The organism is Nocardioides epinepheli, from assembly GCF_037936805.1.
GTDB lineage: Bacteria > Actinomycetota > Actinomycetes > Propionibacteriales > Nocardioidaceae > Nocardioides.
Map to the genome: position 1 here is coordinate 1 of NZ_JBBMMC010000023.1, position 26,081 is coordinate 26,081.

The window sequence follows — 26,081 nt, forward strand, 5'->3', positions numbered from 1 at the left end:
GGGGTCATTCCCGCTGTCCTCGGCGCCAGGAGCGAGGTCCTCGACCTCGGCCGCACCCGCCGCTTCCACACCCCCGCGCAGCGCCTGGCGATCGGCCTCGAACAGCGGCACTGCCAGACCCCCGGCTGCGACACCCCGGCCGCGTTCTGCCACGTCCACCATGCGCACTCGTGGCAACAAGGCGGCGACACCAACACCAAGGACGCCCGACTCCACTGCCCCTTCCACCACCACCAGCTCCACGCCACCGGACAAGCTCATCCGATGCGGAACTAGCGAAGTCGGCTAGGGCTGCTTCGGCTGCGGCTTGAACCGACGCACCTCGTGCGGCCAGCCGCACGCCTCGGAGATCCTGGTGGCCCAATGTTTGGCCGTCTCGTCGTCGGGGACGTCGACGATGGCGAACCCGCCGAGGAACTCCTTGGTCTCTACGTAGGGTCCGTCGGTCACCACGGTCGTGCCGCTGGTGGGGTCGGCGGCGAAGGCCAGCTGCGGGTCCTCCTCGAGGCCGCCGGCGAAGACGTAGACGCCTGCGTCCTTCATCTCCTGGGTGACCGCCATCGCCAGCGGTCCGCGTCCGGCGAACCACTCCTCAGGGTGGTCGCCAACCCACTGCTGGTTGAAGTACAGGAGGTACTCGGTCATGCGCTGCTCCTCGGCTCGTGGCGGACCCGGCGGGCCGCCCTCATCTCACCCACGAACGGCGCTGCCCGGATACGACAGCCGACCCCTGTCGATCAGGACGTCTCCGGGAACCTCACGCCGGTGTTGGCGTGGCAGCGGTAGCCGAAGGGGTTCTTGGCGAGGTACTGCTGGTGGACGTCCTCGGCGTAGAAGTACGGCGTCTCGGAGGCCGGGCGGATCTCGGTGGTGATGTCACCGAGGCGGCGGCGGGCGAGCTCGTCGCCGTAGATCTTGGTGAGGTCGCGGGCGACCTGCTCCTGCTCGGGGGTCATGTAGTAGATCGCCGAGCGGTACTGGGTGCCGACGTCGTTGCCCTGGCGCATGCCCTGGGTGGGGTCGTGGACCTCGAAGAAGGTCTTGACCAGGTCGGCGTAGGAGATCACGGCGGGGTCGTAGACGATCCGGATCGCCTCGGTGTGGCCGGTGCGGCCGGTGCACACCTCCTCGTACGACGGATGGGCGGTGTGGCCGCCGGCATAGCCCACAGAGGTGGACCAGACGCCCGGCTTCTGCCAGTAGATCTCCTCGGCGCCCCAGAAGCAGCCGAGGCCGAAGATCGCGACCTCGTAGCCGTCCGGGATCTCCTCGGAGACCACGGGGGTGCCGAGCACGACGTGCTTCTCGGCGCGCTGGAAGGGGTCGGCCTCGCGCCCCGGCAGGGCGTGCTCGGCGTCGACGAGGGAGGTCTTGTGCCGGGAGAACATGCCCCCATCCTCCCAGTCCGCGCAAGATCTCGGTATCACAGTGATACCGACCGGAGTAGCCTGGCTGCCATGGCCTTCACCTTGCGTACCGACGACGAACTCGACGCCGCGCTCGATCGCATGACCCAAGAGCTCGGGCTCTCTCGGCAAGAGCTCATTCGCCAACTGGTGTTGGCCGAGGCTGAGCGGCGCGACAAGCGATCCGACCTCGACGCCGTCCTCGACAGTGAGCTGCCGCGCTACGCGGTGGCCCTCGAGCGCCTCGGCCAATGAGACTCCTCGACCTCGACGACGTCCTGCACATCGCGCGCCGCACGCTCGACGTCGTCGAGGTCCGTGACATCGGGCTGTTGGAGTCCGCTGTGGCCCGACCGAGCACCACGGTGTTCGGCGACGACGCATACCCGCGCCTGCATGACAAGGCGGCTGCGCTGGTGCACTCGGTGTGCAAGAACCATGCGCTCGTCGATGGCAACAAGCGCCTGGCGCTCGCGACCCTGATCGCATTCCTCGGACTGAACGGCGAGCGCCTCACCCTCGACGACGACGGCGCCTATGACCTGATCATCGACATCGCTTCCGGCGCGCTCGACGACGTTTCGCAGATCGCCCAGCGACTCGACGGATCGACCGAACCCGCCAACTTCCGGCGCGGGTGAGTAGCCTCGACCCGGTGAGCCAGAACGAACTGTCCAAGGCGGGTTTCGAGACGCGTGCGATCCACGCCGGCTACGACCCCGATCCCACCACCGGCGCGGTCATCCCGCCGATCTTCGCCACCTCCACCTACAAGCAGGACGGCGTCGGCGGACTGCGCGGCGGCTACGAGTACAGCCGCTCGGCCAACCCGACCCGCACCGCGCTGGAGGGCGCGCTGGCGGCGGTCGAGGACGGCGAGCGCGGCTTCGCCTTCGCCTCCGGCCTGGCCGGCGAGGACACCCTGGTGCGGGCCACCTGCCGCCCCGGCGACCACGTGGTGATCCCCGACGACGCCTACGGCGGCACGTTCCGCCTCTTCGACAAGGTCGAGCAGGAGTGGGGCATCGAGCACAGCCCGGCCCCGGTCGACGACGTCGACGCCGTCCGCGCCGCGATCCGGCCCGGCCGCACCAAGCTGGTGTGGGTCGAGACCCCGACCAACCCGATGCTCAGCATCGGCGACATCGAGGCGCTGGCCGCCGTCGCCCACGATGCCGGGGCGCTGCTCGTGGTCGACAACACCTTCGCCTCGCCCTACCTGCAGCAGCCGCTGACCCTCGGCGCCGACGTGGTGGTGCACTCCACCACCAAGTACGTCGGCGGCCACTCCGACGTCGTCGGCGGCGCGGTGGTGGTCCGCGACCACGACCTCGCCGAGAAGATCGCCTACCACCAGAACGCGATCGGCGCCGTGTCCGGCCCCTTCGACAGCTTCCTGACCCACCGCGGCCTCAAGACGCTCGCGGTGCGCATGGAGCGCCACTGCGACAACGCCGAGCGGATCGTGGAGTTCCTCTCCGCCCACCCCGCGGTGCGCGAGGTCATCTACCCCGGTCTGCCCGACCACCCCGGTCACGATGTCGCCAGCCGCCAGATGCGCCGCTACGGCGGCATGGTGTCGTTCCGGGTCGACGGCGGCGTCGAGCGAGCGCTCGACGTCTGCGACCGGACCACCGTGTTCACGCTGGGGGAGTCCCTCGGCGGCGTCGAGTCGCTCATCGAGCACCCGGGCCGGATGACCCACGCCAGCGTCGCCGGCACCGACCTCGAGGTGCCCGACGACCTGATCCGCCTCTCGGTGGGCCTCGAGACCGCCGACGACCTGCTCGCGGACCTCGACCGTGCCCTCGGCTGACACAGATCCCCACCAGCTCCTCTGCGTCGACGTCGGCTCGACCTTCACCAAGGCCACCCTCGTCGACGTCGCCACCGGCGCCGTGCTCGCGCGCGCCGAGCACCCCACCACGATCGAGACCGACGTGCTCGACGGCGTCGACGCGTGCCGCGCCGCCCTCGGCGATGCCCTCGACCCCACCACCGCGACGTTCGTCTGCTCCAGCGCGGGCGGCGGCCTGCGGATCGCGGTGGTGGGCAACGAGGAGCTGGTGACCGCAGAGGCCGGCCGCCGCGTCGCGCTCTCCAGCGGTGGCAAGGTGGTCGCCGTCGTGGCCGCCGCGGCAGGGGAGCCGCTGCGCCTCGACGATCTCGCCGAGCCCGACGTCGTCCTGCTCACCGGCGGCACCGACGGCGGCAACGCCGAGGTGATCGTCGCGGCCGCCCGCGCCCTGGCCGACAGCGGCTGGCGCGGACCGGTCGTCGTGGCCGGCAACGCCGACGCCGTCGAGGAGGTGAGCGCCGAGCTCGACGGGCTGCCGGTCGTGGTGGCCGCCAATGTCGTCCCCCAGATCGGGGTGCTGCGCCCCGACGGCGCCCGCGCGGCGATCCGCGAGATGTTCCTCTCCCACGTGATCGGCGGCAAGGACCTCAGCGCCCGAGACGGCGGCCAGGCCTTCGTCTCGCTGGTCCGCGGCGCCACCCCGGACGTCGTCCTGACCGGGGTCGAGGTGCTGGCGGGCCTGGTCGGCGACGTCGTGGTCGTCGACGTCGGCGGTGCGACCACCGACGTCCACTCGGTCGTCGAGCTCGACCCGGAGGACGGCGCCCTCGCCCGCGACGTCGTCGCCCCGACGGCGGTGACCCGCACCGTCGAGGGCGACCTCGGGATGCGCTGGTCGGCTGCCTCCACCGCCGAGGCGGCCGGGGACCCCGCCCTGCGGGAGCCCGCCGCTCGTCGCACCGCCGACCCCGCCTTCCTGCCGGACACAGACGCCGATCGCGACGACGACGAGGCGATCGCCCGCGCCGCGGCGGGTCTCGCGCTGCGCCGCCATGCCGGCCGGTCACGTGTCGTGGTCGGCCCGGAGGGACGGGTCGTCGAACGCAGCGGCACCGACCTGCGCGAGGTCGATCTCGTCGTCGCCTCGGGTGGTGCCCTGCGCCACGGGCGCTCCGGGGTCGTGGACCGGGTCCTGGCCGGAAGCGTCGGCGTCGATCTCGACGGCGGGTGGCAGCTTCCCGAGCGACCGCGGGTCGTGCTCGACGGCGAGTACGTGCTGGCGGCGGTGGGCCTGCTGTCCGCCGACCACCCCGACACCGCACGTCGTCTCGCCGCCACGCTGCTGGGGTGAGCCGCTGCGGCGCACGCCGCAGTAGGGTCGCGGCGTGAATTCGCAGGATCCCGGGGAGAACCACGAGAAGTCGGCGGAGCAGACCGTCGAGGATCAGGGACGCCGCGCCTGGTGGCAGCGCGGCCACGACGACGCCGCCAGGGCCGGCGGGACCGACGTCGCCGGCGCCGCCGCCGGCGCCCATGAGCACGAGGAGCGGATCGTCGCCCGGATCGCGGCCCAGTGGGCGCAGATGCGGGAGGAGCGGCGCCAGGAGGCCGATCCGTCCGGCATCAAGATCACCGGCGGCGCGTCGAACTTCAGCCGCGCCCAGGTGCCGTGGGGCCTCGACCTGGCCGCCGCGTGGGCGTGGCGCTTCCTGGTGATCTGCGGGGCGGCGTTCGTCATCTTGTGGCTCACCGCCTACTTCGCGGTCGTCACCCTGCCCGTGGCGATCGCCCTGCTGATCACGGCGCTCTCCAGCCCATTCGTCACCGGGCTGCGGCGGATCGGACTCCCGAAGGGTCTCGCCGCGATCGTCGTGGTCATCGGCATGCTGGGCTTCATCGGGCTGATGCTCACCTTCGCCGGCCAGCAGGTCGCCAGTGGCGCGAACGACCTGGCGAACTCGACCGTCAAGGGCCTCGACGAGATCCGCGACTGGCTCAAGACCGGGCCGCTGAACGCCAGCGACACCCAGATCAACTCCTACATCGAGCAGGCGCAGAAGGCGATCACCGATCGCACCAAGAACAACGACTGGTTCTCCCAGGCCACCGAGGTCGGAAGCGCGCTCGGCCACGTGCTGGCCGGGTTCTTCATCATCTTGTTCTCGACTTACTTCTTCCTCGCCGACGGCGACCGGATCTGGTCGTGGCTGGTGCGGATCGCCCCGCGCGCGGCGCGCGAGCGGGTCGACACCTCCGGGCGGATCGCCTGGATCTCACTGACCCAGTTCGTGCGCGCGACGGTGATCGTCGCGGCGGTCGACGCGATCGGGATCATGATCGGCGCGGCCATCCTCGACGTCCCGTTCGTGCTCGCGATCGGCGTGCTGGTCTTCCTCGGCGCCTTCGTGCCGATGATCGGTGCCACCATCGCCGGCACCGTGGCCGTGCTGGTGGCGCTGGTCGACCAGGGGCCGATCACCGCGCTGATCATGTTGGCCGTCGTCATCGGCGTCCAGCAGATCGAGGGCCACATCCTCCAGCCGTTCCTGCTCGGCCGCTGGGTCTCGGTCCACCCGCTCGGCGTGATCCTCGCGATCGCCTCCGGCGTCCTGGTGGCCGGCGTGGCCGGGGCATTGGTGGCCGTCCCCCTCGCGGCGGCGCTCAACGCCGTCGTCCAGCACCTGGCGAGCTACACCGAGCCCGGCTCCGACCCCGAGGAGGAGCTGGCCGAGGACTACCAGGAGACCGGCGCCACCACGGACGTGCCGGAGGTGCGCGACGCCGGCGAGAGCTCCGAGGCGCCGGCGTGACCCAGCCACAAGGCCTCGGCCTGGACGACGTACGGGCCGCCCGCGAGCTCCTCCAGGGCGTGGCGATCACCACCCCGATGGAGGAGTCGCGCTGGCTCTCCGAGGTCGTCGGCGGTCCGGTCTGGCTCAAGTGCGAGAACCTCCAGCGCACCGGCTCGTTCAAGGCGCGGGGCGCCTATGTGCGGATCGCGCGGCTCTCGCAGGAGGAGCGGGCCCGCGGCGTCGTCGCGGCCTCGGCGGGCAACCACGCCCAGGGCGTCGCGCTCGCCGCGCAGCTGCTCGGCATCCGCTCGACCGTCTTCATGCCCGAGGGAGCGCCGATCCCCAAGGAGAAGGCCACCCGTGGCTACGGCGCCGAGGTGATCTTCGAGGGCCGCTACGTCGAGGACGCCCTCGCCGGTGCCCGCCGGTTCGCCGACGAGACCGGCGCCGTGCTCATCCATCCCTTCGATCACCTCGACGTGATGGCAGGACAGGGCACCGTAGGCCTGGAGATCCTCGAGCAGGTGCCCGACGTCGAGACCGTGGTCGTTCCCACCGGGGGCGGCGGACTGCTCGCCGGCATCGCGATTGCCGTGAAGGCGGTGCGACCGGAGGTGTCGGTGATCGGCGTGCAGGCCAAGGGCGCCGCCGCCTACCCGGGCTCGCTCGCGCACGGCGCACCGGTGCCGCTGCCCTCGATGAAGACGATGGCCGACGGCATCGCCGTGGGTCTCCCGGGCCAGCTCACCTTCGCGGCCATCCGTGATCACGTCGACGAGATCCGCACCGTCACCGAGGAGGAGATGTCGCGCGCCCTACTGGCTCTGATGGAGCGTGCCAAGCTCGTTGTCGAGCCGGCGGGCGCGGCCGCGGTCGCGGCCCTGCTGGCCGACCCGACGGCCTTCATCACCCCGACGGTGGCGGTGCTCTCCGGCGGCAACATCGACCCCATCCTGCTCGGCAAGGTGATCCAGCACGGCATGGCCGCAGCCGGGCGCTACCTCAACCTCCACGTCAACATCCCCGACGCCCCCGGCGGGCTCGGGAAGCTGCTGGGGGAGCTGGGGGAGCTCGGGGTCAACGTGCTAGAGGTCGCCCACGAGCGGATCTCGCCCTCGCTGCACGTCGACGAGGTCGACGTGCACCTGCAGCTGGAGACCCGTGGCTCGACGCACGCCGAGCTGGTCACGTCCCGGTTGCGCGAACGCGGCTACCGGGTCCGGGAGTGATCGGGGCGGGTGATCAGTCGCCGTAGGCGCTGACGTCGAGGACCATCACCTGGAGCGTCTTGCCGGTCGGCGCGTCGAAGGCCACGGTGTCGCCCTTGCGGGCGCCGAGGAGCGCCTCGCCGAGCGGTGCCTGCGGGGAGTAGACCGCGATGTCGACGTAGCCCTCGTTCTCCCGGGCGCCGAGGAGGAACTGCTCTGCCTCGTCGTCGTCGTCGCCCTCGAACTTGTAGGTGACGACCATGCCCGGCTCGACGATGCCGTCCGAGGGCGGCAGGTCGGAGATCGCGCGACGCAGCAGGTCCTCGAGCTGGAGGATGGCTCCCTCGTTCTTGCCCTGCTCCTCGCGGGCCGCGTGGTAGCCGCCGTTCTCCTTCAGGTCGCCCTCGTCGCGCGCCTCGCTGATGCGGGTGACGATCTCCTCGCGCACCGGACCCTTGAGGTTCTCGAGCTCGGCCTTGAGGCTCTCGTGGGCCGCAGGGGTCAGCCAGATGATGTCCTGCTCGGTCGACTGGGTCATGGGTACTCCTGTGCTGCTCGGGTGCTGCGTCTTGGGTGCGGATGAGAACAACGATCGGCCGTCGTGTGCCCGTGGACCTCCGGCGTGATCTGAGTGCGTTGCTGCGACTGCTGCGACGAGGGCACGTGATCGACGTGCGCTACGAGTGCCGGAGACCGCCGGACAGGACGGCCGAAGCATCAAGCCTACCAACCCCGGCCAGCGAAGGCGGGCAAGTAGCGGTTGTGCTCGGTCAGCGCGGTCGATTCTGCCCCGGCGCGGTGCATCCCACCAACTCCACCGACGTCGCCCGCCGGTCGGTGGCGACATCCTGCTCGATCCGCCCGCTGGTGCCCGGCGGCACCTTGAAGGACACGTTGCCGACCAGGACGTGGTCCTCGGCGTAGGCCTTGAGCGTGCAGGTCGCCTCGACGTCGTCATCCTTGTCGAGGGTGAACCGTGCGGTCGCGTGGCGGTCGTCGACGATGTCGAAAGTGAGCTCGCCCGAGGCCGCCGATGGGTTGGCCTGGATGAGGGTGGTCCACGCCAGCCACCCGCCGAAGGCGAGCACGACCACCGCGGCGCAGGCCAGGAGCGCCGGACGCCGCCACGTCGGCGCGGTGCCGTAGCGGTCGGCCAGATCGGTGCTCGTCACGGGCCCATTCTAGGATTGGGGGCATGGCGCAGGACCCCCAGGCTCAGGACCCGGCAACTCACGCCGGCTTCCGGCTGATGCACGTGCACGCCCACCCCGACGACGAGTCGAGCAAGGGCGCCGCCTCGACGGCGCGCTATGTCTCCGAGGGCGTCGACGTGCACGTCGTCACCTGCACCGGGGGAGAGCGCGGCTCCATCCTCAACCCGAAGATGGACCGACCCGACGTCTTGGAGAACATCACCGAGATCCGCCGTCAGGAGATGGAGCGCGCTCGCGACATCCTCGGCGTCCGGCAGGACTGGCTGGGCTTCGTCGACTCCGGATGGCCCGAGGGCGACCCGAAGCCACCACTTCCGGAGGGCTGCTTCGCGCTGGTGCCGCTGGAGGAGTCCACCGAGCGGCTGGTGCGCTTCATCCGCGAGTTCCGGCCGCATGTCGTGACCACCTACGACGAGCGCGGCGGCTACCCGCACCCCGACCACATCCGCTGCCACGAGGTCAGCGTCGCGGCGTTCGAGGCCGCGGGCGACCCGAGCCGGTTCCCTGACGCGGGAGAGCCGTGGCAGCCGCTCAAGCTGTACTACCACCACGGCTGGAGCTGGGAGAAGACGAACCGTCTGCACCAGGCGATGCTCGACCACGGCCTCGAGTCGCCCTACGAGGAGCGACTTCGTGAGTGGAAGCGCGAACCCGACTGGGACAACCGGATCACCACCCAGGTGCCGTGCGGCGAGTTCTTCGGTGTCCGCGACCAGGCGCTGCTGGCCCACGCGACCCAGATCGACCCCGACGGGATGTGGTTCGCGATCCCGCGCGAGCTCCAGGTCGAGGTGTGGCCCACCGAGGACTTCGAGCTGGTGAAGAGCTTCGTCGACAGCACCCTGCCCGAGGACGATCTCTTCGCCGGCATCTCCTCACCCGATGTGGTCGCCGACATCGCGGTCGCCGACCCGACCGGCACCGCGGTCGACGAGGCGGTCTGAGATGTCCCTCGCCCCCCTTGCCGTGTTCGCCGACGTTGCGGGTCTGAGCGTCATGGCCGTCCCCGACGACGAGGACGTCGTGGCCGGATGGACGGCGTTCGTGGTCATCATCGTGCTGGTGCTCGCCGTCGCCTTCCTCGGCTTCAGTCTCACCAAGCAGCTGAAGAAGGTCGACCGCGCCGAGGAGGAGGGGCTGTACGACCCGTCCACGAAGAAGGCGCGTGCCGCCCGGGCGCTGGCGGCCTCCCAGCAGCAGGGCGAGTCGCAGCCGTCGGCCGACCACCCGCCGACCCAGCACCCGACGACCCGGCACCCGGAGTCGTCCTCCGACGACGATCCACCGGAGCCGCGGCGCGCCGACGGCTGAGCGTCGGCGTCACCAGATTGGCCGAGTCCGGGTGGAGGATCACTCCGGGGCCGACTCGGCCTCCTCGACCGACTTGCGGACCTCGTCCATGTCGAGGCCGCGGACGCCGTCGATCACCTGGTCGAGGCCGGCGGGGGGAAGAGCGCCGGGCTGGGAGAACACCAGGATCCCGTCGCGGAAGGCCATCAACGTCGGGATCGAGCGGATCTGGGCGGCTCCGGCGAGCTCGCGCTGCTCCTCGGTGTTGACCGACCCGAACGTGATGTCGGGGTTCGCCTCGCTCGCCGCCTCGTAGGTCGGTGCGAACTGTTGGCACGGGCCGCACCAGCTGGCCCAGAAGTCGACGAACAGGATGCCGTCAGACTCGACGTGGGATGCGAAGTTCTCGCCGGTCAGCTCGATGGTAGCCATGCCCGCCACCGTAACGCGCCGTCGATGGGCGACCGACGGGGCGAGCCTGGGGAACCGGCAGACCCCGACGGTCCCGGGTCAGCGCAGGGCGTAGGTGGCCATCGAGACGCTCACGTAGTGGGCGACGAAGGCCAGGATCGTGAAGGTGTGGAAGACCTCGTGGAAGCCGAACCAGCGCGGCCACGGATTGGGACGCTTGAAGCCGTAGACGACGCCGCCGAGGGTGTAGAGCAGGCCGCCGACGGCGATCAGGACGAGCACGCTGATCGCGACGCCGGTGCTGAGCACCGCCTTCGCGCCGTCGATGAAGCCGGGGATGAAGAACACCGCCGACCAGCCCAGGCCGATGTAGAGCGGGGTGTAGAGCCACCGCGGCGCGTCGGTCCAGAACACCCGGAAGAGCACGCCGAGCAGGGCACACGACCAGATCGTGGTGAGCAGCACGACCCGCTGGGTGCCCTCGAGCAGGATCAGCGTGAGCGGGGTGTAGGTGCCGGCGATGAGCACGAAGATGTTCGCGTGGTCGAAGCGCCGCAGCGTCGTCCACACCCGGGGGGACCAGGTGCCGGTGTGATAGATCGCCGAGACGCCGAAGAGCAGGAGCGCACTGGCGGCGAAGACGGCCGAGCCGATCCGGGTGCTGGCAGTGGGTGAGAGCGCCACGAGCACGATCCCGGCCGCGAGGGCCAGGGGAGTCAGTCCCAGGTGCAGCCAGCCACGGAGCTTGGGCTTGACCGCCGCGAACCTCTCGCTGGCCCGGTCGCCCAAGGACTCCAGGCCGGCGCGCACTGCCTCGTTGGCGCTGTGGATGGCCTGGTTCATGCCGAAAGGGTAGCGGCGTCCGGTAGCCGAGCGGGCGTTGTTGGACCAATGAGGTCGATCACCCCGGGAACGCCGGGGTGAACGGCCCCGCGGCGTCCTAGGCGGTGGGGACCGCCGGGCCCTCGGACGGCTGCACGATCACGAAACCCTGGCCCTGGAAGGCGACCTGCACGGCCTCTCCCGACCCGCGACCGATCAGGGCGCCGGCGCTCATCGTCGACTTCAAGGAGGTGTCGAGGTGGGCCGACCAGGCGACGATCGCGTCGGTGTCGGCGAACGTCGGCGCCTCGCCGGCGTTGAGCACGACCGGTTCGCCGTCGGTGACGATCGCGATCCAGCCGGTACCGCGCAGGGTGGTGTTGAACAGGCCGCCGGCGAGCATGCTCGCCCCCTTGACGCGCTCGATGTTCCACTGCAGCGAGGCCGAGAACGCCAGCACGTTCTTGCCATTGGCGGAGATCCCGCTGTTGTTGAGCTGCAGCAGGTGCACGTTCTTGTTGGTGTCGGCGATGAACACGTCGCCTTGGCCCTCGACCCGCATGAGCGGCAGTCCCTCGCCAGTGAGCGCCTTCTTGACGAACCGGCCCGCGCCGCCGCCCTGGTAGGCGAAGTTCACATTGCCCTGGTAGGCGACCATCGAGCCCTGCCGGGCCATGAACGGCTCGGTGACCCGCACCCGGAGCATCTTGGAGTTCTGCAGCTGCGGGCCGGAGCCGCTGACCTCACCGAACCGGCCGTCGATCAGCTCGCCGGTGATGCCCTGGAAGGCGTTGGCGCCGAAGCCGGCCTGGCCACCCTGCTGACCTCCCTGTTGGCCGCCCATCTGCTGCGCGGGCTGGGCCTGCTGCTGGTGGGCCTGCTGCTGGTGGGCCTGCTGAGGCTGCTGGGCCTGTTGCTGCTGGGCGGCCTGCTGGCCGCTCGGGGCACCCCCGCCGTCGAGCGGCGCGGTGGACTGCACGCCCTGGTCGCTGACGTGCTCGGTCCACTGCGAGCCGTCCCAGTAGCGCAGCTCGTGCTTGCCGGTCGGGTCGGGATGCCAGTCAGCGTTCATGGCGGTGCTCCTGTGCTCGGCGAGGAATCGGACGCGTGAGTCGGTTGCGACAGGGGACATCGTGGCACCGACTCGATCACGACGCGCAGCCGGACCGCCAGGCGAGGAACGCCCGGCGGTCCGGCGGCGAGTCTTGGAGCGGTTGCGAGCCTGTCGCGAGGCCCCGGTTCAGGGCCCGAGATCGGGACCTGAACCGGGGCCCTGGATCCGGCCCGCTCAGCGGCTGGCGCGCCCCAGCTCCCCGTCGAGGTCGACCGAGTCCGGCCAGCCGTTGAGCGCGAGGTCCTCGAGCTGCTCCAGGCTCCAGGTCGGCGTCGACATCACGTAGGACTCGCCGTCGAACCGCACCGGCGAGTCGATCCACAGCGCGTTGTCGCCGGACTGCGGGTCGACGCCGACCCACGCCTTGGCCGAGGCGCCGGGCTCCAGCTCGATCGACTTGGCGTCCGCCGGTGCTTGACCGGGACGGATGGTGAAGTCGTCGACGAGGGGCTCGTCCTGCGCCCCGCGGGTGTACTGGTAGGTGACGCCGACCAGCTCGACGCTGTCGGTGACGGTCTCCGACGACGCGCCCTGGCTCGTGGACGTCGAGGCGTCGGGCCCGGCCGAGATCGGCGCCTCGTCGCCGGACTGGCCGCCCACCACCGCGATCGTCGCCACGGCCGCGACGGCGGGCACGGTGAGCCAGGCCGTCGACGGCGTGCGGCGCGCCCGGGGCATCGTGCCGGAGTAGGTCAGGTCCTCGGTGGCGCCGCGGAAGGCGCCGCCGAGCCGGGTGGTCAGGTCCTCATCGGTGTGCATTGTTCATCTCCTCCTCGGGGGCGAGCAGCGACCGAAGTCCGGTCAACGCTCTGGCGGTCTGTGACTTGACGGTCCCGGCCGTGCAGCCGAGTGCGGCGGCGGTGTCGGCGACCGAGAGGTCCTCGAAGTACCGCAGCACGAGGACCGCACGCTGGCCCTCCGGCAGCTGCCGCACCGCGCGGACCAGGGCGTCTCGCTCGGCGACGGCATCGGACTCCGGTGCTGCGACGTCGACCTCGAAGCCCGCCTCGGCGGGACGACGTGAGAGCGAACGCCAGCGATCCTTGCTGAGGTTCACCACCACCCGCCGGGCGTAGGCCGCCGGGTCACGTCGCGCGGAACGCCATCGACGGGCGACCCGGATCAGCGCCGTCTGCACGATGTCCTCGGCATGACCGCGATCTCCGCACAGCAGGTAGCTGGTTCTCAGCAGGCCGTCGGACGATTCTCGAACGAACTCCTCGAACTCTCGCTGGTAGCCACGCGCGATCATCGATCCCTCCGTCCGTGCTCGGTCTGGTCTGGTCGGTTCCATCTCGTCACACCCGTCCAAACTCCGGGTGCCCGGCCGGGGTTGTCGGCCGTGTCGATTCTTCTCCCGAGACTCGTTGCCGAAGTGTCCTAGGATCGGCGGGTGGTCGACTGGAAGTCGGGTGTTCGGCGGGTGCTCTACCCGGCCTACGAGGCTCGGGTGCTACGCCGGATGCCCGAGCGCGACCATCTTCCCAAACACGTGGGCGTCATGCTCGACGGGAACCGTCGCTGGGCCAAGGCGGTCGGCCACGACACCGCCCACGGTCACCGGGCGGGGGCCGCCAACATCGAGCCGCTGCTCGGCTGGTGCGACGAGGTCGGCATCGAGGTGGTCACGCTGTGGCTGCTCAGCACCGACAACCTCAACCGCCCCGCCGCCGAGCTCGAACCACTGCTCGGCATCATCGTCGACGCCGTGGACTCCCTGGCCGACCAGCGCCGTTGGCGGCTGCATCCGGTCGGGGCGCTCGATCTCCTGCCCGACCACATCGCGGCCCGCCTCAAGGCCGCTGCCGAGGCGACGATGGACGTCGACGGCATGTTGGTCAACGTCGCCGTCGGCTACGGCGGCCGCCGCGAGATCGCCGACGCCGTTCGCTCGCTGCTCCACGAGCACGCCGCCCTGGGCACCTCGCTGGAGGAGCTGGCCCAGATCATCGACGTCGAGCACATCGCCGACCACCTCTACACCAAGGGCCAGCCCGACCCCGACCTGGTGATCCGGACCTCGGGGGAGCAGCGCCTCGGCGGGTTCCTGCTCTGGCAGAGCGCCCGCTCGGAGTTCTACTTCTGCGAGGCCTACTGGCCCGACTTCCGTCGCGTCGACTTCCTCCGCGCCATCCGGGCCTACGCCCAGCGCGAGCGCCGCTTCGGTGCGTGAGTGGCGGCCGCCGGTCCAGCCGCCTTCCACCGCGCCCGCACCGACCGACCCCGGGCGCCTGCGCGTCGCCACCTTCAACGTCAACGGCATCCGGGCCAGTCGGCGGCGCGGGTTCACCGAGTGGCTGGCGGCGCGCGAGTGCGACGTGATCGCGCTCCAGGAGGTGCGCTGTCCGGCCGACGCCCTTCCCGGGGACGCCTTCGGCGCTCTGCACCTGACCTACGACCCCGGGAGCCGGGCCGGCCGCAACGGCGTCGGCGTCCTTACCCGGGTCCCACCGGCGGGCGTCCGTACCTGGGGCGCGCCGGTGCTCAGCCGAGCGGCCGACGGCGCGACCCGGTGGCGCGAGGCGGCGCCCGACGTCCTCGCCCGGGGCCTGCGCCGTTTCGCCGACGAAGGGCGCTACGTCGAGGTGGATCTCGCCGACCGGCCGATCACCGTCGCCTCCCTCTACCTTCCCAAGGGCGGTCTGCCGGCGCACCTGCAGAAGCCCGGCCGGATGCGCGAGGCGCCCGACGGCGGCGCGAGGTACGCCCGCAAGATGGCCTTCCTCGACGCCTTCGCCCGCCACCTGGACCATTCGCGACGGCGGGCCCGCCGCGCCGGACGCGACTTCCTGCTGCTCGGCGACCTGAACATCGCACCCGAGCCCGCCGACGTCACCCGGTGGCGGGCCAGCCGGCAGATGGAGGGCTTCCTGCCCGAGGAGCGCGAGTGGTTCGCCGCGGTCACCGGCCCTCGTCGCCTCGTCGACGTCGTACGCCGGCTTCGTCCCGACGAGATCGGGCCGATGTCGTGGTGGAGCTGGCTGGGCCAGACCTTCGAGAACGACGTCGGCTGGCGGATCGACCATCATCTGGCCACTCCGGCGCTGGCCCGCGCCGCCGTCAGCGCCTCGGTCGATCGCGCCGCGACACGCCCCGAACGGATGAGCGACCACGCGCCCGTCGTGGTGGAATACGCAGTCGACCATACGGATCACCTCTGATCGCGCCTGGGGCCGGAATCCCTTCGTTGTAACCCGTTTGTTACCGCAGACCCTTTACGGGCCGGGCGCCCATCTGATTGCCTGCCCGCTGCGGTCTTTCACGCCGCCGGGCCGAACGCGGCCCGATGACAACTCCCGGAGGGCAAGTTGAATCGTCGTGTGACGAGTGCCGTCACGGCGGGCGCACTGATGTTCGTGACACCAGTGTTGGCCACGATGCCGGCTCAAGCAGCACCCCAGTCAGCAAAGCCAGATCCCGCGCCCACGAAGGCCGAGGCGGGCGCCGAGCGCAGTCACAACCGCTTCGACCCCCTGGCGACCCAGAAGGCCTCCACCAAGCAGCGCGCGCTCGACGAGCTCGCCGCCGGTGACGCCCGCCTGGTCGGCAAGGGCACCAAGCGCAAGATCGAGCTCGCCGACGGCTCCCTGGTCTCCTACCCGATCAACCAGACCGCGCAGCTGCTCACCTTCCTCGTCGAGTTCGGCGACGACGAGACCGGCTCGCCGTTCCCCGGCCAGACCGGTCCGCTGCACAACGAGATCCCCGAGCCGGCCCGGTCGGACAACACCAGCTACTGGAAGTCGGACTTCTCCCGCGAGCACTACCTGGACATGTTCTTCAACGGCATGCCCGAGCAGGACGGCGAGTCCTTCAAGGACTCCTACAAGGAGATGTCGAGCGGCCGCTTCGACCTCGAGGGCGACGTCAGCGACTGGGTCAAGCTCGACAAGGCCGCCGGCACCTACAGCCAGGCCGACGGTGAAGAGTCCCAAGAGGACATGACCGACTTCATCCAGGACTCGGCCAACGCCTGGTACGACGACCAGATCGCCCAGGGCAAGACGCCCGAGCAGATCGTCGAGTATCTCGACGGATTCGACGTGTGGGACCGCTTCGACCTCGACGGCGACGGCATCACCGACGAGCCGGACGGCTACATCGACCACTTCCAGGCCATCCACGCCGGCAGCGGCGAGGAGGCCGGCGCCGAGCCGTGGGCCATCTGGTCGCACCGCTGGTCGGCCAACCAGGGCGGCTTCAACCAAGACGGTCCGGAGACGACCGAGGACTGCACCGCGTGCTACCCCGCCGGCGGCATCCAGATCGGCGACACCGGCATGTGGATCCGCGACTACACCACCGAGCCGGAGGACGGCGGCCTGGGCGTGTTCGCCCACGAGTTCGCCCACGACCTCGGGCTGCCCGACTTCTACGACACGAAGAAGGGCGACAACGGCACCGGCTTCTGGACGCTGATGAGCTCCGGCTCGTGGCTCAGCCACGGCGACGGCGCCACCGGCACCACGCCCAACCACATGGGTCCGACGGAGAAGCGCTTCCTCGGCTGGTACGGCGCCAACGACCTGGCGACCGTCGACGTCGCGGCCGGCGAGAGCGGCAAGGTCACCCTCGGTCCCTCGTACCACGCCAGCACCGTCGGTGCCCAGGCCGCGCTGGTCAACGTCCCCGACGGCTACACCGACGCCGAGGCGCCCGAGGAGCTGGGCGAGGGCACCTTCCTGTACTCCGGTGAGCGGGACCGCACCTCCGCGACCGCGGTCAGCAAGCCGATCGCGATCACCGCAGCCACCGCCGACCTGACGGCGAAGGTCAACTACGACATCGAGGAGGACTGGGACTACGCCTACCTCCAGGTCTCCGACGACGACGGTGCCACCTGGACCTCGGTCGCCACGAGCGAGTCGCGCACGACGAACCCGAACGGGTCCAACCTCGGCCAGGGCATCTCGGGTGCCACCGATGGCTGGATCGACCTCACCGCCGACCTGAGCGCCTACGCGGACAAGACCGTGCGGCTGCGGTGGAACTACGTGACCGACGACAACACCCACGGGTTCGGCATGGCGGTCGACGACCTGGCGGTCGGCGACTACACGTCGAACTTCGACAGCGCCAACGACTGGACCCTGGGCGGTTGGTTCGCCGCGGCCGAGGGCACCTACCAGGCCAACTACTCGCAGTACTACCTGGTGGAGAACCGTCAGTACATGGGCTACGACGCCACCTTGGCCGAGGGCCCCTACATCGGCACCAACGTGCGCACCAACACCAGCCGCGTCGCCTACTACCCCTATCAGGACGGCATGCTGGTCTGGTTCCAGAACGGGCTCTACGGCGACAACAACACCATCCTGCACCCCGGTGGCGGTCAGTCGCTTCCGGTCGACGCGCACCCGAAGATGATCAAGTGGAGCGACGGCAGCCGCCCGAACAGCCGCCTGCAGTCCTACGACGCCACCTTCGACGTCGACACGACCGACGGCGTCTCGTTCACCGCGGAGGCGGAGCCGGACGGCACCCGGACGCTCAGCGTGCCGTCCAGCCCGGGCGTCACGACGTTCGACGACACCGACCCCGACGCCTACTGGGACGCTGAGAACCCGTGGGGCTCCACGAAGGTGGCCGGCTCCGGCACGATCATCAAGGTCCTGTCGTCCAACGAGACCACCGGCCAGATGGTGATCGAGATCGGCTCGAAGGCCCCGAAGGCCACCAAGGCGCCCGTCGTCAGCGGCAAGGCCCAGGTCGGCAAGACCCTCAAGGCGAGCACCGGCACGTGGGACCAGAGCGATCTGACCTACAGCTACCAGTGGTACGCCTCGGGCCAGCTGATCAACGGTGCGACCGCCGCGACCTACCAGCTCCAGCCGCAGGACGTCGGCAAGAAGATCACCGTGATGGTCACCGCCAAGTCGGCCACCTCGATCGAGGGCGTCGCGGAGTCGGCCCCGACTGCGAAGGTCGCCAAGGCGCCCACCAAGGTCAAGGTCACCGCGCCCAAGCCGATCAAGAAGGGCAAGAAGGCCAAGGTCACCATCGAGGTGACCTCCGCCTTCACCCCGACCGGCATGGTCAAGGTGAAGTACGCCGGCAAGCTGGTCGGCGTGAAGGCCCTCAAGAACGGCAAGGTCACCGTGACCGTGCCGGCCAAGAAGAAGGCCGGGAAGTACGCGCTGGTCGTGAAGTACCAGGGCGCTGACGCCTTCGCTCGGTCCTCGAAGACGGTGAAGCTCACCGTCAAGTAGCACCCAGAGCCATTCGGGCCCGACACGGGGCCGGTCCATACCAGGGCCGGTCCCGTGCGGCATTTCGGAGTCACGCACGCCTCGTCGGTGAGAAGATCCGTACGCCGCAGGAGCCGACCTCTTTACATTCTCTTTACTTTCAGTAGGGTGCCTGAGTCTGTTACCCCCAGTGGCAGGTCAACCACGTGCGCTCGTCGATTTCGGCGACGGGCCGAACCGACCCCACAGAGGGAGACAAATGGCTGTGTCACGCGCCCGGTCAGCGAGCTCAGGTGAGTCACGCGGACGCTTCGAGGTCGGACGTCGCGGACTGCTGAAGGGTGGCGCGGTCACCGCCGCCGCCGGTGCCGTGGCCGCCACGAGCTCGGCGCCCGCATCCGCAGCGGGGAGCTACACCAAGACTCCGGTGCCCACCGCTCGCGAACGCCACGCAATCAACCGGTTCACCTTCGGGTTCACTCCCGACACCCTGGCTCAGCTGCGGGCCGCCGGCACGCCCGAGCGCTGGTTCACCGCGCAGCTCTCGCCCGCGACGGTGAGCGAGAGCGCGATGGCCACCGCCGTCGACAGCTGGTGGCCGACGTCGGTGATGGGCACGCCCCAGCAGGTGTCCACGGTGCCGGAGGGCGGCCACGTCGCGGCCGGGAACTACCGCACCTGGGCGATGGTGAAGCGGATGTACTCCAACCGCCAGGTGCTGGAGATCATGTCGGAGTTCTGGGAGAACCACTTCTACATCCCGCTGGTCGACGACGGCGTCCTCCAGTTCCGCAGCAGCTTCGGGCGCGACATCAAGCGGCTGGCGCTCACCAGCTTCGAGGAGCTGCTCCAGGCCTCCACCACGCACGCGGCGATGAACATGTCGCTGGACAACGTCCGGTCCAAGAAGGGCGCGATCAACGAGAACCTGGGCCGCGAGCTCCTCGAGCTGCACACCGTCGGCCAGGGCAAGTACACCGAGGACGACGTCAAGAACTCCGCGCGGATGCTCACCGGCTACCAGGTGAAGACCGCCCCGGAGTGGATCGCCTGGTACGACCCGTCGCTCCACCATGTCGGGGAGCTGCAGATCATGGGCTTCACCCATCCGAACGCCGACGCCGACGGCCAGGCCGCCACGCGCGCCTATCTGCGCTACCTGGCCCACCACGAGGCGACCGCGCGCCGGATCTGCCGCAAGCTCGCGGTCCGGTTCGTCAGCGACACCCCCAGCAACGCCCTGGTCGAGGACCTCGCCGGCGTCTACCGCTCCAGCGGCACCAAGATCGAGCCGGTCCTGCAGAAGCTCTTCGGGCACCCGGAGTTCTGGGACTCCGCCGACAAGAAGGTGCGCACCCCCACCGACGAGCTGATCACCGTCTACCGGGCCCTCGGCACCGAGTTCGCCAAGCCGCCCGGTCCCGCCGGCGGAGGCACCAACCAGATGTCGGTGCTCGGCCTGAGCCTCGGTGACATCCCGTTCAACTGGACCGCACCCGACGGGCCGCCGGCCGACAACGCGGCGTGGACCAACCCGTCCCGGTTCCTCGGCAGCTGGGAGCTGCACATCGGGATGATCGACGGCTGGCCGCACGACGCGAAGAACCGACCGCACGCCGACTGGCTGCCCGAGGACGGCATCACGCTGGCCGAGTTCGTCGACCACCTCAGCCGGGTCCTGCTCGGCCGGGAGTCGACCGACCGCCTGCTGAACGCCTGCACGACCTCGGTCGGCTTCGGCGCGAACGAGGTCATCACCAGCACTCACACCATCATCCGGCACAACCGGGTGCGCCACCTGCTGAGCCTGGTGCTCAACCAGCCCGTGTTCTACCTGCGCTGAGGGGCCGACATGACTACGAACCTGACCTCGAACAACATCGACGCGACTGCCGGATCCTGCTGCGACTTCCAGGCCTCGGTCTCGCGTCGCAACGCATTCCGGATCGGAGCCGGGCTGGCCGGTGGCCTGGCCGCCGTCAGCGTGCTCGGCGACGCCTTCATCGAGACCGCCTACGCCGCCACCGGCAAGGCCGACCGGGTGCTGGTCGTCCTCTCGCTGCGCGGAGCGGCCGACGGGATGTCGCTGATGGTGCCGCACGGCGACCCCGTCTACTTCGCCGCGCGGCCCTCGATCTCGATCCCCAAGGAGCGGCTGATCGCGGCCGACGACTTCTTCGGCCTGCACCCAGAGCTCGCGCCGCTGCTGCCGATGTGGGAGGCCGGCTCCATGGCTGCCATCCACGCCACCGGGCAGCGGGTCACCACCCGCTCGCACTTCTCCGCGATGGAGGAGGTCGAGGACGCCGATCCCGGCTCTTCGGAGCGAGTGGGCTGGCTGAACCGGCTGCTGTCGCTCAACCCGGCCGGCACCAGCCTGCTCAACGGCATCCAGCTCGGCAGCACGACCCTGGCCACCCAGAGCTACGGTCCCACACCGGTCCTGGCGACCCGCGGCCTCGACGCGATCCGGGTCAGCGGGCCGGATCCGAACGGGTGGCTGACCGGGATGCGCTCGCTGTGGCAGGACGAGAAGAACGGGCCGGTGGCCGGTGGCGCCCGCGCGTTCGCGGTGGCCGACACCTTCGCCCCGGTGATCGCCAGCCCCAAGGGCACCGGCTACCCGGCGGGCGACCTGGGCTCGGCGCTCGCCGCGACCGCGCGAATGATCCGCGCGGACGTCGGTGCCGAGGTGATCACCGTCGACCAGGGCAGCTGGGACCACCACCAGAACGTCGGGAACCTCTCCGGAGGCAACCTCCTCACGATGGTCAAGCCGCTGGGGGCGGCGCTCGCAGCCTTCTTCAAGGATCTGGGTCCGCTGGCCGACAAGGTGACCGTCGTGACCATCAGCGAGTTCGGCCGCCGGGTGAAGGAGAACGCCGGACGCGGTCTGGACCACGGACACGGCAACGTCATGTTCGTCCTCGGCGGCGGCGTCAAGGGTGGCTACTACGGCCGGTGGCCAGGCATCGAGAACACCGACAACGCCGACCTCCCGGTCACCACCGACTACCGCGACGTCCTCGCCGAGGTGGTCTCGGTGCTCTACCCCGAGCGCCGGTTGAGCACGGTGTTCCCCGGCCTCACCCCTGCCCGCGTCGGATTCATGCACTCCTCGACGTCGCTCGAAGGTGGCGGCGACGTGCTGCCGAGGCAGCCTGCGGGCTTCTACCGCTCCATGGGCACCAAGCGCGGCAAGGCCCGGGTTCGTCGTCGCGTCACCGCGCCGGAGCCGGTGCTCTCCGCGGCCGGTCTGAAGGCCGGGGTCGCGGTGACCTATCGCTGGGAGACGACCGCCGGCGGGAAGGTCCGCAAGCGCGGCAGCAACCCGAGCGCCGTCGTCCGCAAGAAGTGGAAGGGCTCGGACCTGAAGGTGCGGATCACCTGCCGCGCGGCGGGCTACCAGCCGCTGGAGCGGGTGGTGTCGTTCGGCACGGTCAGGAAGTAGGACCCTTCACCCTCCGTTCACCGTGCTCGGGCGTGTCGGACCGGAATCGGCCCGGCGACGGTCGTAGCGTCGGCACCAGTGGCCAGTGGGGAAGCTGGCTGCATCGGGAGGCCCCAGCGTGAGAGATCACGATCAGTTCACCGACGAGGTGTCAGCGATGGCACCTGCGGTGGAAGGACGCCGGCACTCCGGCGCTGGGGCACCTCTCCGGTCCAACTGCGTCGACTAGGGGCCGGGCGAGGAGTGCGCGCGCGGCTCGGTAAGGGGTTCACCGTGGCCACAGCCGCAACCCGCACCTACGTCCTCGACACCAGCGTCCTGCTCGCCGACCCCGGCGCGATGGGTCGCTTCGAGGAGCACGAGGTCGTCCTGCCCGTCGTGGTGATCACCGAGCTGGAGGCCAAGCGCCACCACCCCGAACTCGGCTACTTCGCCCGCTCGGCACTGCGCCGCCTCGACGACCTGCGGGTCACCCACGGACGCCTCGACGAGGCGGTGCCCGTGGGGGAGTACGGCGGCACGCTGCGCGTCGAGCTGAACCACACCGACCCGACCTCGCTCCCGTCGGGCTTCCGGCTCGGGGACAACGACACCCGGATCCTCGCGGTCGCACGCAACCTTGCCGAGGAGGGGAAGCGGGTCACCTTGGTGTCCAAGGACCTCCCGATGCGGATCAAGGCCTCCGCCGTCGGCCTCGACGCCCAGGAGTACCGCGCCGAGGCGATCTCCGACTCCGACACCGGCTACAGCGGCATGGCCGAGCTCGACGTGGAGGCCGCCGCGCTCGACGAGCTCTACGACGACGGCACGATCGATCTCGATCAGGCGCGCGACCTGCCGTGCCACCAGGGTCTGGTCCTGCTCTCCGAGCGCGGGACTGCGCTGGGCCGGGTCGGCGCCGACAAGCGGGTGCACCTGGTTCGTGGGGACCGGGAGGCCTTCGGCATCCACGGCCGCAGTGCCGAGCAGCGGATCGCGCTGGAGATGCTGATGGATCCCGAGGTCGGCATCGTGTCGCTGGGCGGCCGGGCCGGCACCGGCAAGTCGGCGCTCGCGCTGTGCGCCGGTCTCGAGGCGGTCCTCGAGCGGCGCCAGCACCAGAAGGTCGTGGTGTTCCGGCCGCTGTTCGCCGTCGGAGGTCAGGAGCTGGGCTACCTGCCCGGCTCGGAGACCGAGAAGATGTCGCCGTGGGGCCAGGCGGTCTTCGACACCCTCAGCGCGGTCACCTCGCGCGAGGTGATCGAGGAGGTCCTCGACCGGGGGATGCTCGAGGTGCTTCCGCTCACCCACATCCGCGGCCGGTCCCTGCACGACTCGTTCGTGATCGTCGACGAGGCGCAGTCCTTGGAGCGCAACGTGCTGCTCACGGTCCTCTCGCGGATCGGGGCGAACTCCAAGGTCGTCCTCACCCACGACGTCGCCCAGCGCGACAACCTGCGGGTGGGACGCCACGACGGCGTCGTCGCGGTGATCGAGAAGCTCAAGGGCCACCCGCTCTTCGCGCACGTCACGCTGACCCGGTCCGAGCGCTCGCCGATCGCCGCGCTGGTCACCGAGATGCTCGAGAACGCCACGGTGTGAGAGCGCCGGGCAGGTTCGAGCGGCTGCGACTTCTGGGACCTGTGAGTTCTGTGTGACTCAAGTGATCTGATGTGACATAGATCTGATTGAAACTCTGCACAGATCTCGCGGTTCGGTTTGCACCTGCCTCAAGCAGACGGCATGGTGGGCCGAGATCTTTAGTGGTCCAGCGTCGGACCCAGCCGATCGCCCGCCTTTGAGGCACCGACTGCCGTCTACCCCTGGGTTCCACTTGTGTCGAAGCATGTAAAGCACGTCCCGAAGCACCGTGCCGCCCCCGCGCGACCCGCTCTGCCCGTCGCGCCGCGCAAGGTGATCGGCACCACGGTGGTGCTGTCCTCGCTCGCGGTCGCCGCCACCGGCGCGACCATCTCCGGCGGCCTGCTGATGGGCTCTGACGGTCCGGCCACCGCGAACGCGGCCGATGGGTCCGATCGCACGAAGGTGCAGGCCGACCTCGCCTCGGCGCCCCTGTCCACCAGCGGTGGCGACAGCGACTCCGCCGACGACTCCTCGTCGCTCGGGATCGACCCCGAGCTCGCCGCGCGTGCGGCCGAGGTCGAGCCGCTGGCGCGCACGACCGAGCTCTCCCGCTCCGCCGACCGGCGCGAGGCCACCGACCCGCTCAAGGCGGCCGCGCTCACCACCGAGGCCGAGGGCCCGGTCGAGGCCGGCAGCCAGGACCTCTCCGACGCCGACCCGCGCGACATCGCCCGCGCCCTGCTCGCCGAGTTCGGCTTCGGCGCCGACCAGTTCTCCTGCCTCGACTCGCTCTACATCCGCGAGTCGAACTGGAACCCCTACGCCGACAACCCCTCGTCCTCGGCCTACGGCATCCCGCAGGCGCTGCCGGGCTCGAAGATGGCCTCGGCCGGCGCCGACTGGGCCACGAACCCCGTCACCCAGATCCGCTGGGGCCTGGGCTACATCCAGGACCGCTATGGCAGCCCCTGCGGCGCATGGGGCCACAGCCAGTCCCACGGCTGGTACTGAGCCACACGACGTACCGGCCACGCCCGACCACATCGAATCGGACGCGGGGCGTCCTGGTTGTCACCTACCGTGGCGCGATGGCCATAGCCCGGCACCCCACCGTCGTCATCGACTGCGCCGACGCCGACGCACTCGCCCACTTCTATGCCGCCCTGCTCGACTGGCGCATCGACCCGCAGGACGGCTGGATCGACGTCCGAGCAGAGGATGGTCGCCGCCTCAGCTTCCAGTCCGTCGAGGACTACCGACCGCCGTGCTGGCCGGGGCAGGAGCGGCCCCAGCAGATGCACCTCGACGTCGTCGTGGACGATCTCGACGAGGCCGAGGCTGCGGTCCTTGCGCTAGGGGCCACCAAGCACCAGATCCAGCCCGGCATGACCTTCCGCGTCTTCGACGACCTCGCCGGCCACCCGTTCTGCCTCTGCCTCAGTTGACCCGCGCGCACACCAGGTATCGCTCGTCGGTGATCGGGCCGCCCCAGTAGACGTCGTCGGTCATCGGGAGCACCCGGACGTCGGCGCCGACCGTCGCGGCCAGCCGCTCGGTGTCGGCCGCCGTGAGGCCGGCGCCGGTGTGCCACCGTCCCTCGACCAGCAGTAGGCGGCCGCCGGGGCGGAGCAGGGCGGCCCAGCGAGCGAGCGCGGTCGCGGGGTCGGGCAGCGCCCACAGCACGTGCCGGCACAAGACGACGTCGGCCGACCCGAGCGGGTAGGCCGGGGCGGCGGCGTCGCCGACGACGAACTCGACCTCGAGACCGGCCTCGGTCGCCTTGGTGCGGGCGCGCTCGATCATGCGTGGCGCGAGGTCGAGTCCGCGGACCCGGTGCCCGGCCTCGGCCAGCAGCAGCGACAGCGTGCCCGTACCGCACCCGAGGTCGACGACGTCGGACGGCGGCTCCGGAAGCTGCGACGCCAGGAGCGCGCGCCACGCCTCGCGGGTGGTGGGTTCGCCCAGGCCGTGGTCGGGCTCGTCGTCGAAGCGCTCGGCCTCGCCGTCCCAGTAGTCGCGTTGGTCGAGGCTCATCGGCCGAGCCTATCGGCGCCGGAGCGGCCGCGACTCGGCCGACCGCCGACGCTGGTGGTCATCTCGGTCGCGGGGCGGCGGTGAGCAGGAGCCGAGCCGGCGTGCCGGCGAGCCCAGCGATCAGGCGGGTCAGCAAGGGACGCACGGCGAGGTAGGAGATGACCGCGACCACCGCGCCAGCGACGAGGCCAGCGACGACATCGAGCGGGAAGTGAGCTCCGACGTAGACCCTCGTAGCCGCCATGAGCAGCGCGAGCGAGGTGGCCAACAGCCCGAGCCTGCGATGAGCCAGCCAGACGCCGGCTGCCACCGCACCGGCCATCACCGCGTGGTCGCTCGGGAAGGCGTAGTCGGTGCTCCGGGGCACCAGGACGAGCACGCCGGGCAGCGCCGTATACGGCCGCGGCTCGGCGACTGCCGCGCCGAGGAGCTGGTTGACGCCGACCGCGATCAGCACGCCGAGCGGGGCCCACAGTGCGGCCGAGACCTGCCGGACGTCGCCACCGCGGCGGGCCCACCACCACGAGAGCAGCAGGAGGGCACCGAACAGCACCACGCCGTACTCGGCGAACAGCCGCGCGGCCTCGTGCAGCCACGGGGTATCGCGCGAGAGGTCGTTCACCGCGCCGAACCAGCGCTCTTCGGTGGTCCCTCCGACGACGTGTCCGGGGTGTGCGACCGGCATCCGGCATCCCTCCGATCGCGCAGCCTCGACGGCCACCCTGGTTGACAGGGATGAACCTAGGGTCGCTTCTTGAGGCGGAGGTGAGGATTCGCGAAGGGCCGCCTG

The 26,081-nt window shown here is 70.4% G+C and carries 28 protein-coding genes; 17 read left to right on the top strand and 11 right to left on the bottom strand.

Annotated features, from left to right (window positions below):
- Positions 1 to 276 (top strand): HNH endonuclease signature motif containing protein (locus tag WMR31_RS21420; protein WP_340540959.1); only part of this gene is annotated, 276 nt, incomplete at its 5' end.
- A 9-nt stretch (positions 277 to 285) separates the two neighbouring features.
- Here the strand turns inward: WMR31_RS21420 and WMR31_RS21425 are convergent.
- Both WMR31_RS21425 and msrA read right to left on the bottom strand, forming a co-directional pair.
- Complete coding sequence (locus WMR31_RS21425; protein ID WP_340540960.1) at positions 286 to 645, bottom strand: YciI family protein; 360 nt, start codon at positions 643 to 645, stop codon at positions 286 to 288.
- A gap of 92 nt (positions 646 to 737) precedes the next feature.
- Positions 738 to 1,388: a peptide-methionine (S)-S-oxide reductase MsrA gene (msrA, locus tag WMR31_RS21430; RefSeq protein WP_340540961.1), complete on the bottom strand. Its 651-nt coding sequence runs from the start codon at positions 1,386 to 1,388 to the stop codon at positions 738 to 740.
- Between the two features lie 69 nt (positions 1,389 to 1,457).
- On the opposite strand from msrA, the gene WMR31_RS21435 reads away from it, so the two are divergent.
- Genes WMR31_RS21435 through ilvA form a run of 6 tightly spaced genes read left to right on the top strand, consistent with a single transcriptional unit; the run spans position 1,458 to position 7,225 of the window.
- Positions 1,458 to 1,661 carry a ribbon-helix-helix protein, CopG family gene (locus WMR31_RS21435; RefSeq protein ID WP_340540962.1) on the top strand — a complete coding sequence of 68 codons (204 nt, stop codon included), beginning with the start codon at positions 1,458 to 1,460 and terminating at the stop codon, positions 1,659 to 1,661.
- Complete coding sequence (locus tag WMR31_RS21440) at positions 1,658 to 2,047, top strand: type II toxin-antitoxin system death-on-curing family toxin (RefSeq protein WP_340540963.1); 390 nt, start codon at positions 1,658 to 1,660, stop codon at positions 2,045 to 2,047. Before WMR31_RS21435 ends, WMR31_RS21440 begins: the two co-directional genes overlap by 4 nt.
- A gap of 14 nt (positions 2,048 to 2,061) precedes the next feature.
- Positions 2,062 to 3,222: a cystathionine gamma-synthase gene (locus WMR31_RS21445; RefSeq protein ID WP_340540965.1), complete on the top strand. Its 1,161-nt coding sequence runs from the start codon at positions 2,062 to 2,064 to the stop codon at positions 3,220 to 3,222.
- Positions 3,209 to 4,555 carry a glutamate mutase L gene (locus WMR31_RS21450; RefSeq protein WP_340540966.1) on the top strand — a complete coding sequence of 449 codons (1,347 nt, stop codon included), beginning with the start codon at positions 3,209 to 3,211 and terminating at the stop codon, positions 4,553 to 4,555. Before WMR31_RS21445 ends, WMR31_RS21450 begins: the two co-directional genes overlap by 14 nt.
- A 34-nt stretch (positions 4,556 to 4,589) precedes the next feature.
- Positions 4,590 to 6,014 (top strand): AI-2E family transporter, encoded by a 1,425-nt coding sequence (locus WMR31_RS21455; protein WP_340540967.1) that lies wholly within the window; start codon positions 4,590 to 4,592, stop codon positions 6,012 to 6,014.
- Complete coding sequence (ilvA, locus tag WMR31_RS21460) at positions 6,011 to 7,225, top strand: threonine ammonia-lyase (RefSeq protein ID WP_340540968.1); 1,215 nt, start codon at positions 6,011 to 6,013, stop codon at positions 7,223 to 7,225. Before WMR31_RS21455 ends, ilvA begins: the two co-directional genes overlap by 4 nt.
- Before the next feature lie 13 nt (positions 7,226 to 7,238).
- Here ilvA and greA read toward each other — a convergent pair whose 3' ends face one another.
- Both greA and WMR31_RS21470 read right to left on the bottom strand, forming a co-directional pair.
- Positions 7,239 to 7,742, bottom strand: coding sequence for a transcription elongation factor GreA (gene greA / locus WMR31_RS21465; protein WP_340540969.1), 504 nt, complete (start codon positions 7,740 to 7,742; stop codon positions 7,239 to 7,241).
- Positions 7,743 to 7,974: 232 nt separating this feature from the next.
- Positions 7,975 to 8,376, bottom strand: coding sequence for a DUF4307 domain-containing protein (locus WMR31_RS21470; RefSeq protein ID WP_340540970.1), 402 nt, complete (start codon positions 8,374 to 8,376; stop codon positions 7,975 to 7,977).
- A gap of 23 nt (positions 8,377 to 8,399) precedes the next feature.
- On the opposite strand from WMR31_RS21470, the gene mca reads away from it, so the two are divergent.
- Together mca and WMR31_RS21480 are read left to right on the top strand one after the other, a co-directional pair.
- A complete protein-coding gene (gene mca / locus WMR31_RS21475) occupies positions 8,400 to 9,362 on the top strand; it encodes a mycothiol conjugate amidase Mca (protein WP_340540971.1) in 963 nt (320 codons plus the stop codon).
- Position 9,363: 1 nt separating this feature from the next.
- Entirely contained in the window at positions 9,364 to 9,729 is a 366-nt protein-coding gene (locus tag WMR31_RS21480; protein ID WP_340540972.1) for a hypothetical protein, read from the top strand.
- Between the two features lie 39 nt (positions 9,730 to 9,768).
- Here WMR31_RS21480 and WMR31_RS21485 read toward each other — a convergent pair whose 3' ends face one another.
- The 5 genes from WMR31_RS21485 to WMR31_RS21505 all read right to left on the bottom strand — a co-directional run bounded on the left by WMR31_RS21485 (position 9,769) and on the right by WMR31_RS21505 (position 13,307).
- Entirely contained in the window at positions 9,769 to 10,140 is a 372-nt protein-coding gene (locus WMR31_RS21485; protein ID WP_340540973.1) for a thioredoxin family protein, read from the bottom strand.
- A 78-nt stretch (positions 10,141 to 10,218) separates the two neighbouring features.
- Positions 10,219 to 10,962, bottom strand: a complete 744-nt coding sequence (gene trhA / locus WMR31_RS21490; RefSeq protein ID WP_340540974.1) for a PAQR family membrane homeostasis protein TrhA — start codon at positions 10,960 to 10,962, stop codon at positions 10,219 to 10,221.
- A 97-nt stretch (positions 10,963 to 11,059) separates the two neighbouring features.
- The gene (locus tag WMR31_RS21495) at positions 11,060 to 12,013 is read right to left on the bottom strand and encodes an AIM24 family protein (protein ID WP_340540975.1); all 954 of its coding nucleotides are present in this window, start codon (positions 12,011 to 12,013) and stop codon (positions 11,060 to 11,062) included.
- Between the two features lie 216 nt (positions 12,014 to 12,229).
- On the bottom strand, positions 12,230 to 12,814 hold the full coding sequence (locus WMR31_RS21500; RefSeq protein ID WP_340540976.1) for a hypothetical protein: 585 nt from the start codon (positions 12,812 to 12,814) through the stop codon (positions 12,230 to 12,232).
- A complete protein-coding gene (locus WMR31_RS21505; RefSeq protein WP_340540977.1) occupies positions 12,801 to 13,307 on the bottom strand; it encodes a SigE family RNA polymerase sigma factor in 507 nt (168 codons plus the stop codon). The genes WMR31_RS21500 and WMR31_RS21505 overlap by 14 nt, the downstream gene beginning before the upstream one ends.
- A 141-nt stretch (positions 13,308 to 13,448) precedes the next feature.
- Here WMR31_RS21505 and WMR31_RS21510 point away from each other — a divergent pair, with 141 nt between their 5' ends.
- The 8 genes from WMR31_RS21510 to WMR31_RS21545 all read left to right on the top strand — a co-directional run bounded on the left by WMR31_RS21510 (position 13,449) and on the right by WMR31_RS21545 (position 24,702).
- A complete protein-coding gene (locus WMR31_RS21510; protein WP_340540978.1) occupies positions 13,449 to 14,228 on the top strand; it encodes an isoprenyl transferase in 780 nt (259 codons plus the stop codon).
- Positions 14,229 to 14,286: 58 nt separating this feature from the next.
- A complete protein-coding gene (locus WMR31_RS21515) occupies positions 14,287 to 15,216 on the top strand; it encodes an exodeoxyribonuclease III (RefSeq protein ID WP_340541007.1) in 930 nt (309 codons plus the stop codon).
- A 159-nt stretch (positions 15,217 to 15,375) separates the two neighbouring features.
- Positions 15,376 to 18,264: an immune inhibitor A domain-containing protein gene (locus WMR31_RS21520; RefSeq protein ID WP_340540979.1), complete on the top strand. Its 2,889-nt coding sequence runs from the start codon at positions 15,376 to 15,378 to the stop codon at positions 18,262 to 18,264.
- Between the two features lie 238 nt (positions 18,265 to 18,502).
- Complete coding sequence (locus WMR31_RS21525; protein ID WP_340540980.1) at positions 18,503 to 20,086, top strand: DUF1800 domain-containing protein; 1,584 nt, start codon at positions 18,503 to 18,505, stop codon at positions 20,084 to 20,086.
- A gap of 9 nt (positions 20,087 to 20,095) precedes the next feature.
- Complete coding sequence (locus WMR31_RS21530) at positions 20,096 to 21,694, top strand: DUF1501 domain-containing protein (RefSeq protein WP_340540981.1); 1,599 nt, start codon at positions 20,096 to 20,098, stop codon at positions 21,692 to 21,694.
- 273 nt (positions 21,695 to 21,967) lie between these two features.
- On the top strand, positions 21,968 to 23,275 hold the full coding sequence (gene phoH2, locus WMR31_RS21535) for an RNA 5'-3' helicase PhoH2 (RefSeq protein ID WP_340540982.1): 1,308 nt from the start codon (positions 21,968 to 21,970) through the stop codon (positions 23,273 to 23,275).
- A gap of 234 nt (positions 23,276 to 23,509) precedes the next feature.
- A complete protein-coding gene (locus tag WMR31_RS21540; RefSeq protein ID WP_340540983.1) occupies positions 23,510 to 24,268 on the top strand; it encodes an aggregation-promoting factor C-terminal-like domain-containing protein in 759 nt (252 codons plus the stop codon).
- A gap of 77 nt (positions 24,269 to 24,345) precedes the next feature.
- Entirely contained in the window at positions 24,346 to 24,702 is a 357-nt protein-coding gene (locus WMR31_RS21545) for a VOC family protein (protein WP_340540984.1), read from the top strand.
- Here the strand turns inward: WMR31_RS21545 and WMR31_RS21550 are convergent.
- On the bottom strand, positions 24,695 to 25,291 hold the full coding sequence (locus WMR31_RS21550) for a class I SAM-dependent methyltransferase (protein WP_340540985.1): 597 nt from the start codon (positions 25,289 to 25,291) through the stop codon (positions 24,695 to 24,697). The two genes, WMR31_RS21545 and WMR31_RS21550, sit on opposite strands and share 8 nt — an antisense overlap.
- A 58-nt stretch (positions 25,292 to 25,349) precedes the next feature.
- On the bottom strand, positions 25,350 to 25,976 hold the full coding sequence (locus WMR31_RS21555; RefSeq protein WP_340540986.1) for a phosphatase PAP2 family protein: 627 nt from the start codon (positions 25,974 to 25,976) through the stop codon (positions 25,350 to 25,352).
- Positions 25,977 to 26,081: the final 105 nt, after the last annotated feature.

What these genes read in the sequence shown, in the direction of transcription:
- WMR31_RS21480 (WP_340540972.1), top strand. Translation starts at nt 9,364, where the DNA reads ATGTCCCTCGCCCCCCTTGCCGTGTTCGCCGACGTTGCGGGTCTGAGC.
- WMR31_RS21440 (WP_340540963.1), top strand. Translation starts at nt 1,658, where the DNA reads ATGAGACTCCTCGACCTCGACGACGTCCTGCACATCGCGCGCCGCACG.
- WMR31_RS21545 (WP_340540984.1), top strand. Translation starts at nt 24,346, where the DNA reads ATGGCCATAGCCCGGCACCCCACCGTCGTCATCGACTGCGCCGACGCC.
- WMR31_RS21485 (WP_340540973.1), bottom strand. Translation starts at nt 10,140, where the DNA reads ATGGCTACCATCGAGCTGACCGGCGAGAACTTCGCATCCCACGTCGAG.
- WMR31_RS21435 (WP_340540962.1), top strand. Translation starts at nt 1,458, where the DNA reads ATGGCCTTCACCTTGCGTACCGACGACGAACTCGACGCCGCGCTCGAT.
- WMR31_RS21495 (WP_340540975.1), bottom strand. Translation starts at nt 12,013, where the DNA reads ATGAACGCTGACTGGCATCCCGACCCGACCGGCAAGCACGAGCTGCGC.
- WMR31_RS21505 (WP_340540977.1), bottom strand. Translation starts at nt 13,307, where the DNA reads ATGATCGCGCGTGGCTACCAGCGAGAGTTCGAGGAGTTCGTTCGAGAA.
- WMR31_RS21550 (WP_340540985.1), bottom strand. Translation starts at nt 25,291, where the DNA reads ATGAGCCTCGACCAACGCGACTACTGGGACGGCGAGGCCGAGCGCTTC.
- WMR31_RS21425 (WP_340540960.1), bottom strand. Translation starts at nt 645, where the DNA reads ATGACCGAGTACCTCCTGTACTTCAACCAGCAGTGGGTTGGCGACCAC.
- greA (WP_340540969.1), bottom strand. Translation starts at nt 7,742, where the DNA reads ATGACCCAGTCGACCGAGCAGGACATCATCTGGCTGACCCCTGCGGCC.
- WMR31_RS21555 (WP_340540986.1), bottom strand. Translation starts at nt 25,976, where the DNA reads ATGCCGGTCGCACACCCCGGACACGTCGTCGGAGGGACCACCGAAGAG.
- msrA (WP_340540961.1), bottom strand. Translation starts at nt 1,388, where the DNA reads ATGTTCTCCCGGCACAAGACCTCCCTCGTCGACGCCGAGCACGCCCTG.
- WMR31_RS21525 (WP_340540980.1), top strand. Translation starts at nt 18,503, where the DNA reads ATGGCTGTGTCACGCGCCCGGTCAGCGAGCTCAGGTGAGTCACGCGGA.
- trhA (WP_340540974.1), bottom strand. Translation starts at nt 10,962, where the DNA reads ATGAACCAGGCCATCCACAGCGCCAACGAGGCAGTGCGCGCCGGCCTG.
- mca (WP_340540971.1), top strand. Translation starts at nt 8,400, where the DNA reads ATGGCGCAGGACCCCCAGGCTCAGGACCCGGCAACTCACGCCGGCTTC.
- WMR31_RS21500 (WP_340540976.1), bottom strand. Translation starts at nt 12,814, where the DNA reads ATGCACACCGATGAGGACCTGACCACCCGGCTCGGCGGCGCCTTCCGC.
- WMR31_RS21530 (WP_340540981.1), top strand. Translation starts at nt 20,096, where the DNA reads ATGACTACGAACCTGACCTCGAACAACATCGACGCGACTGCCGGATCC.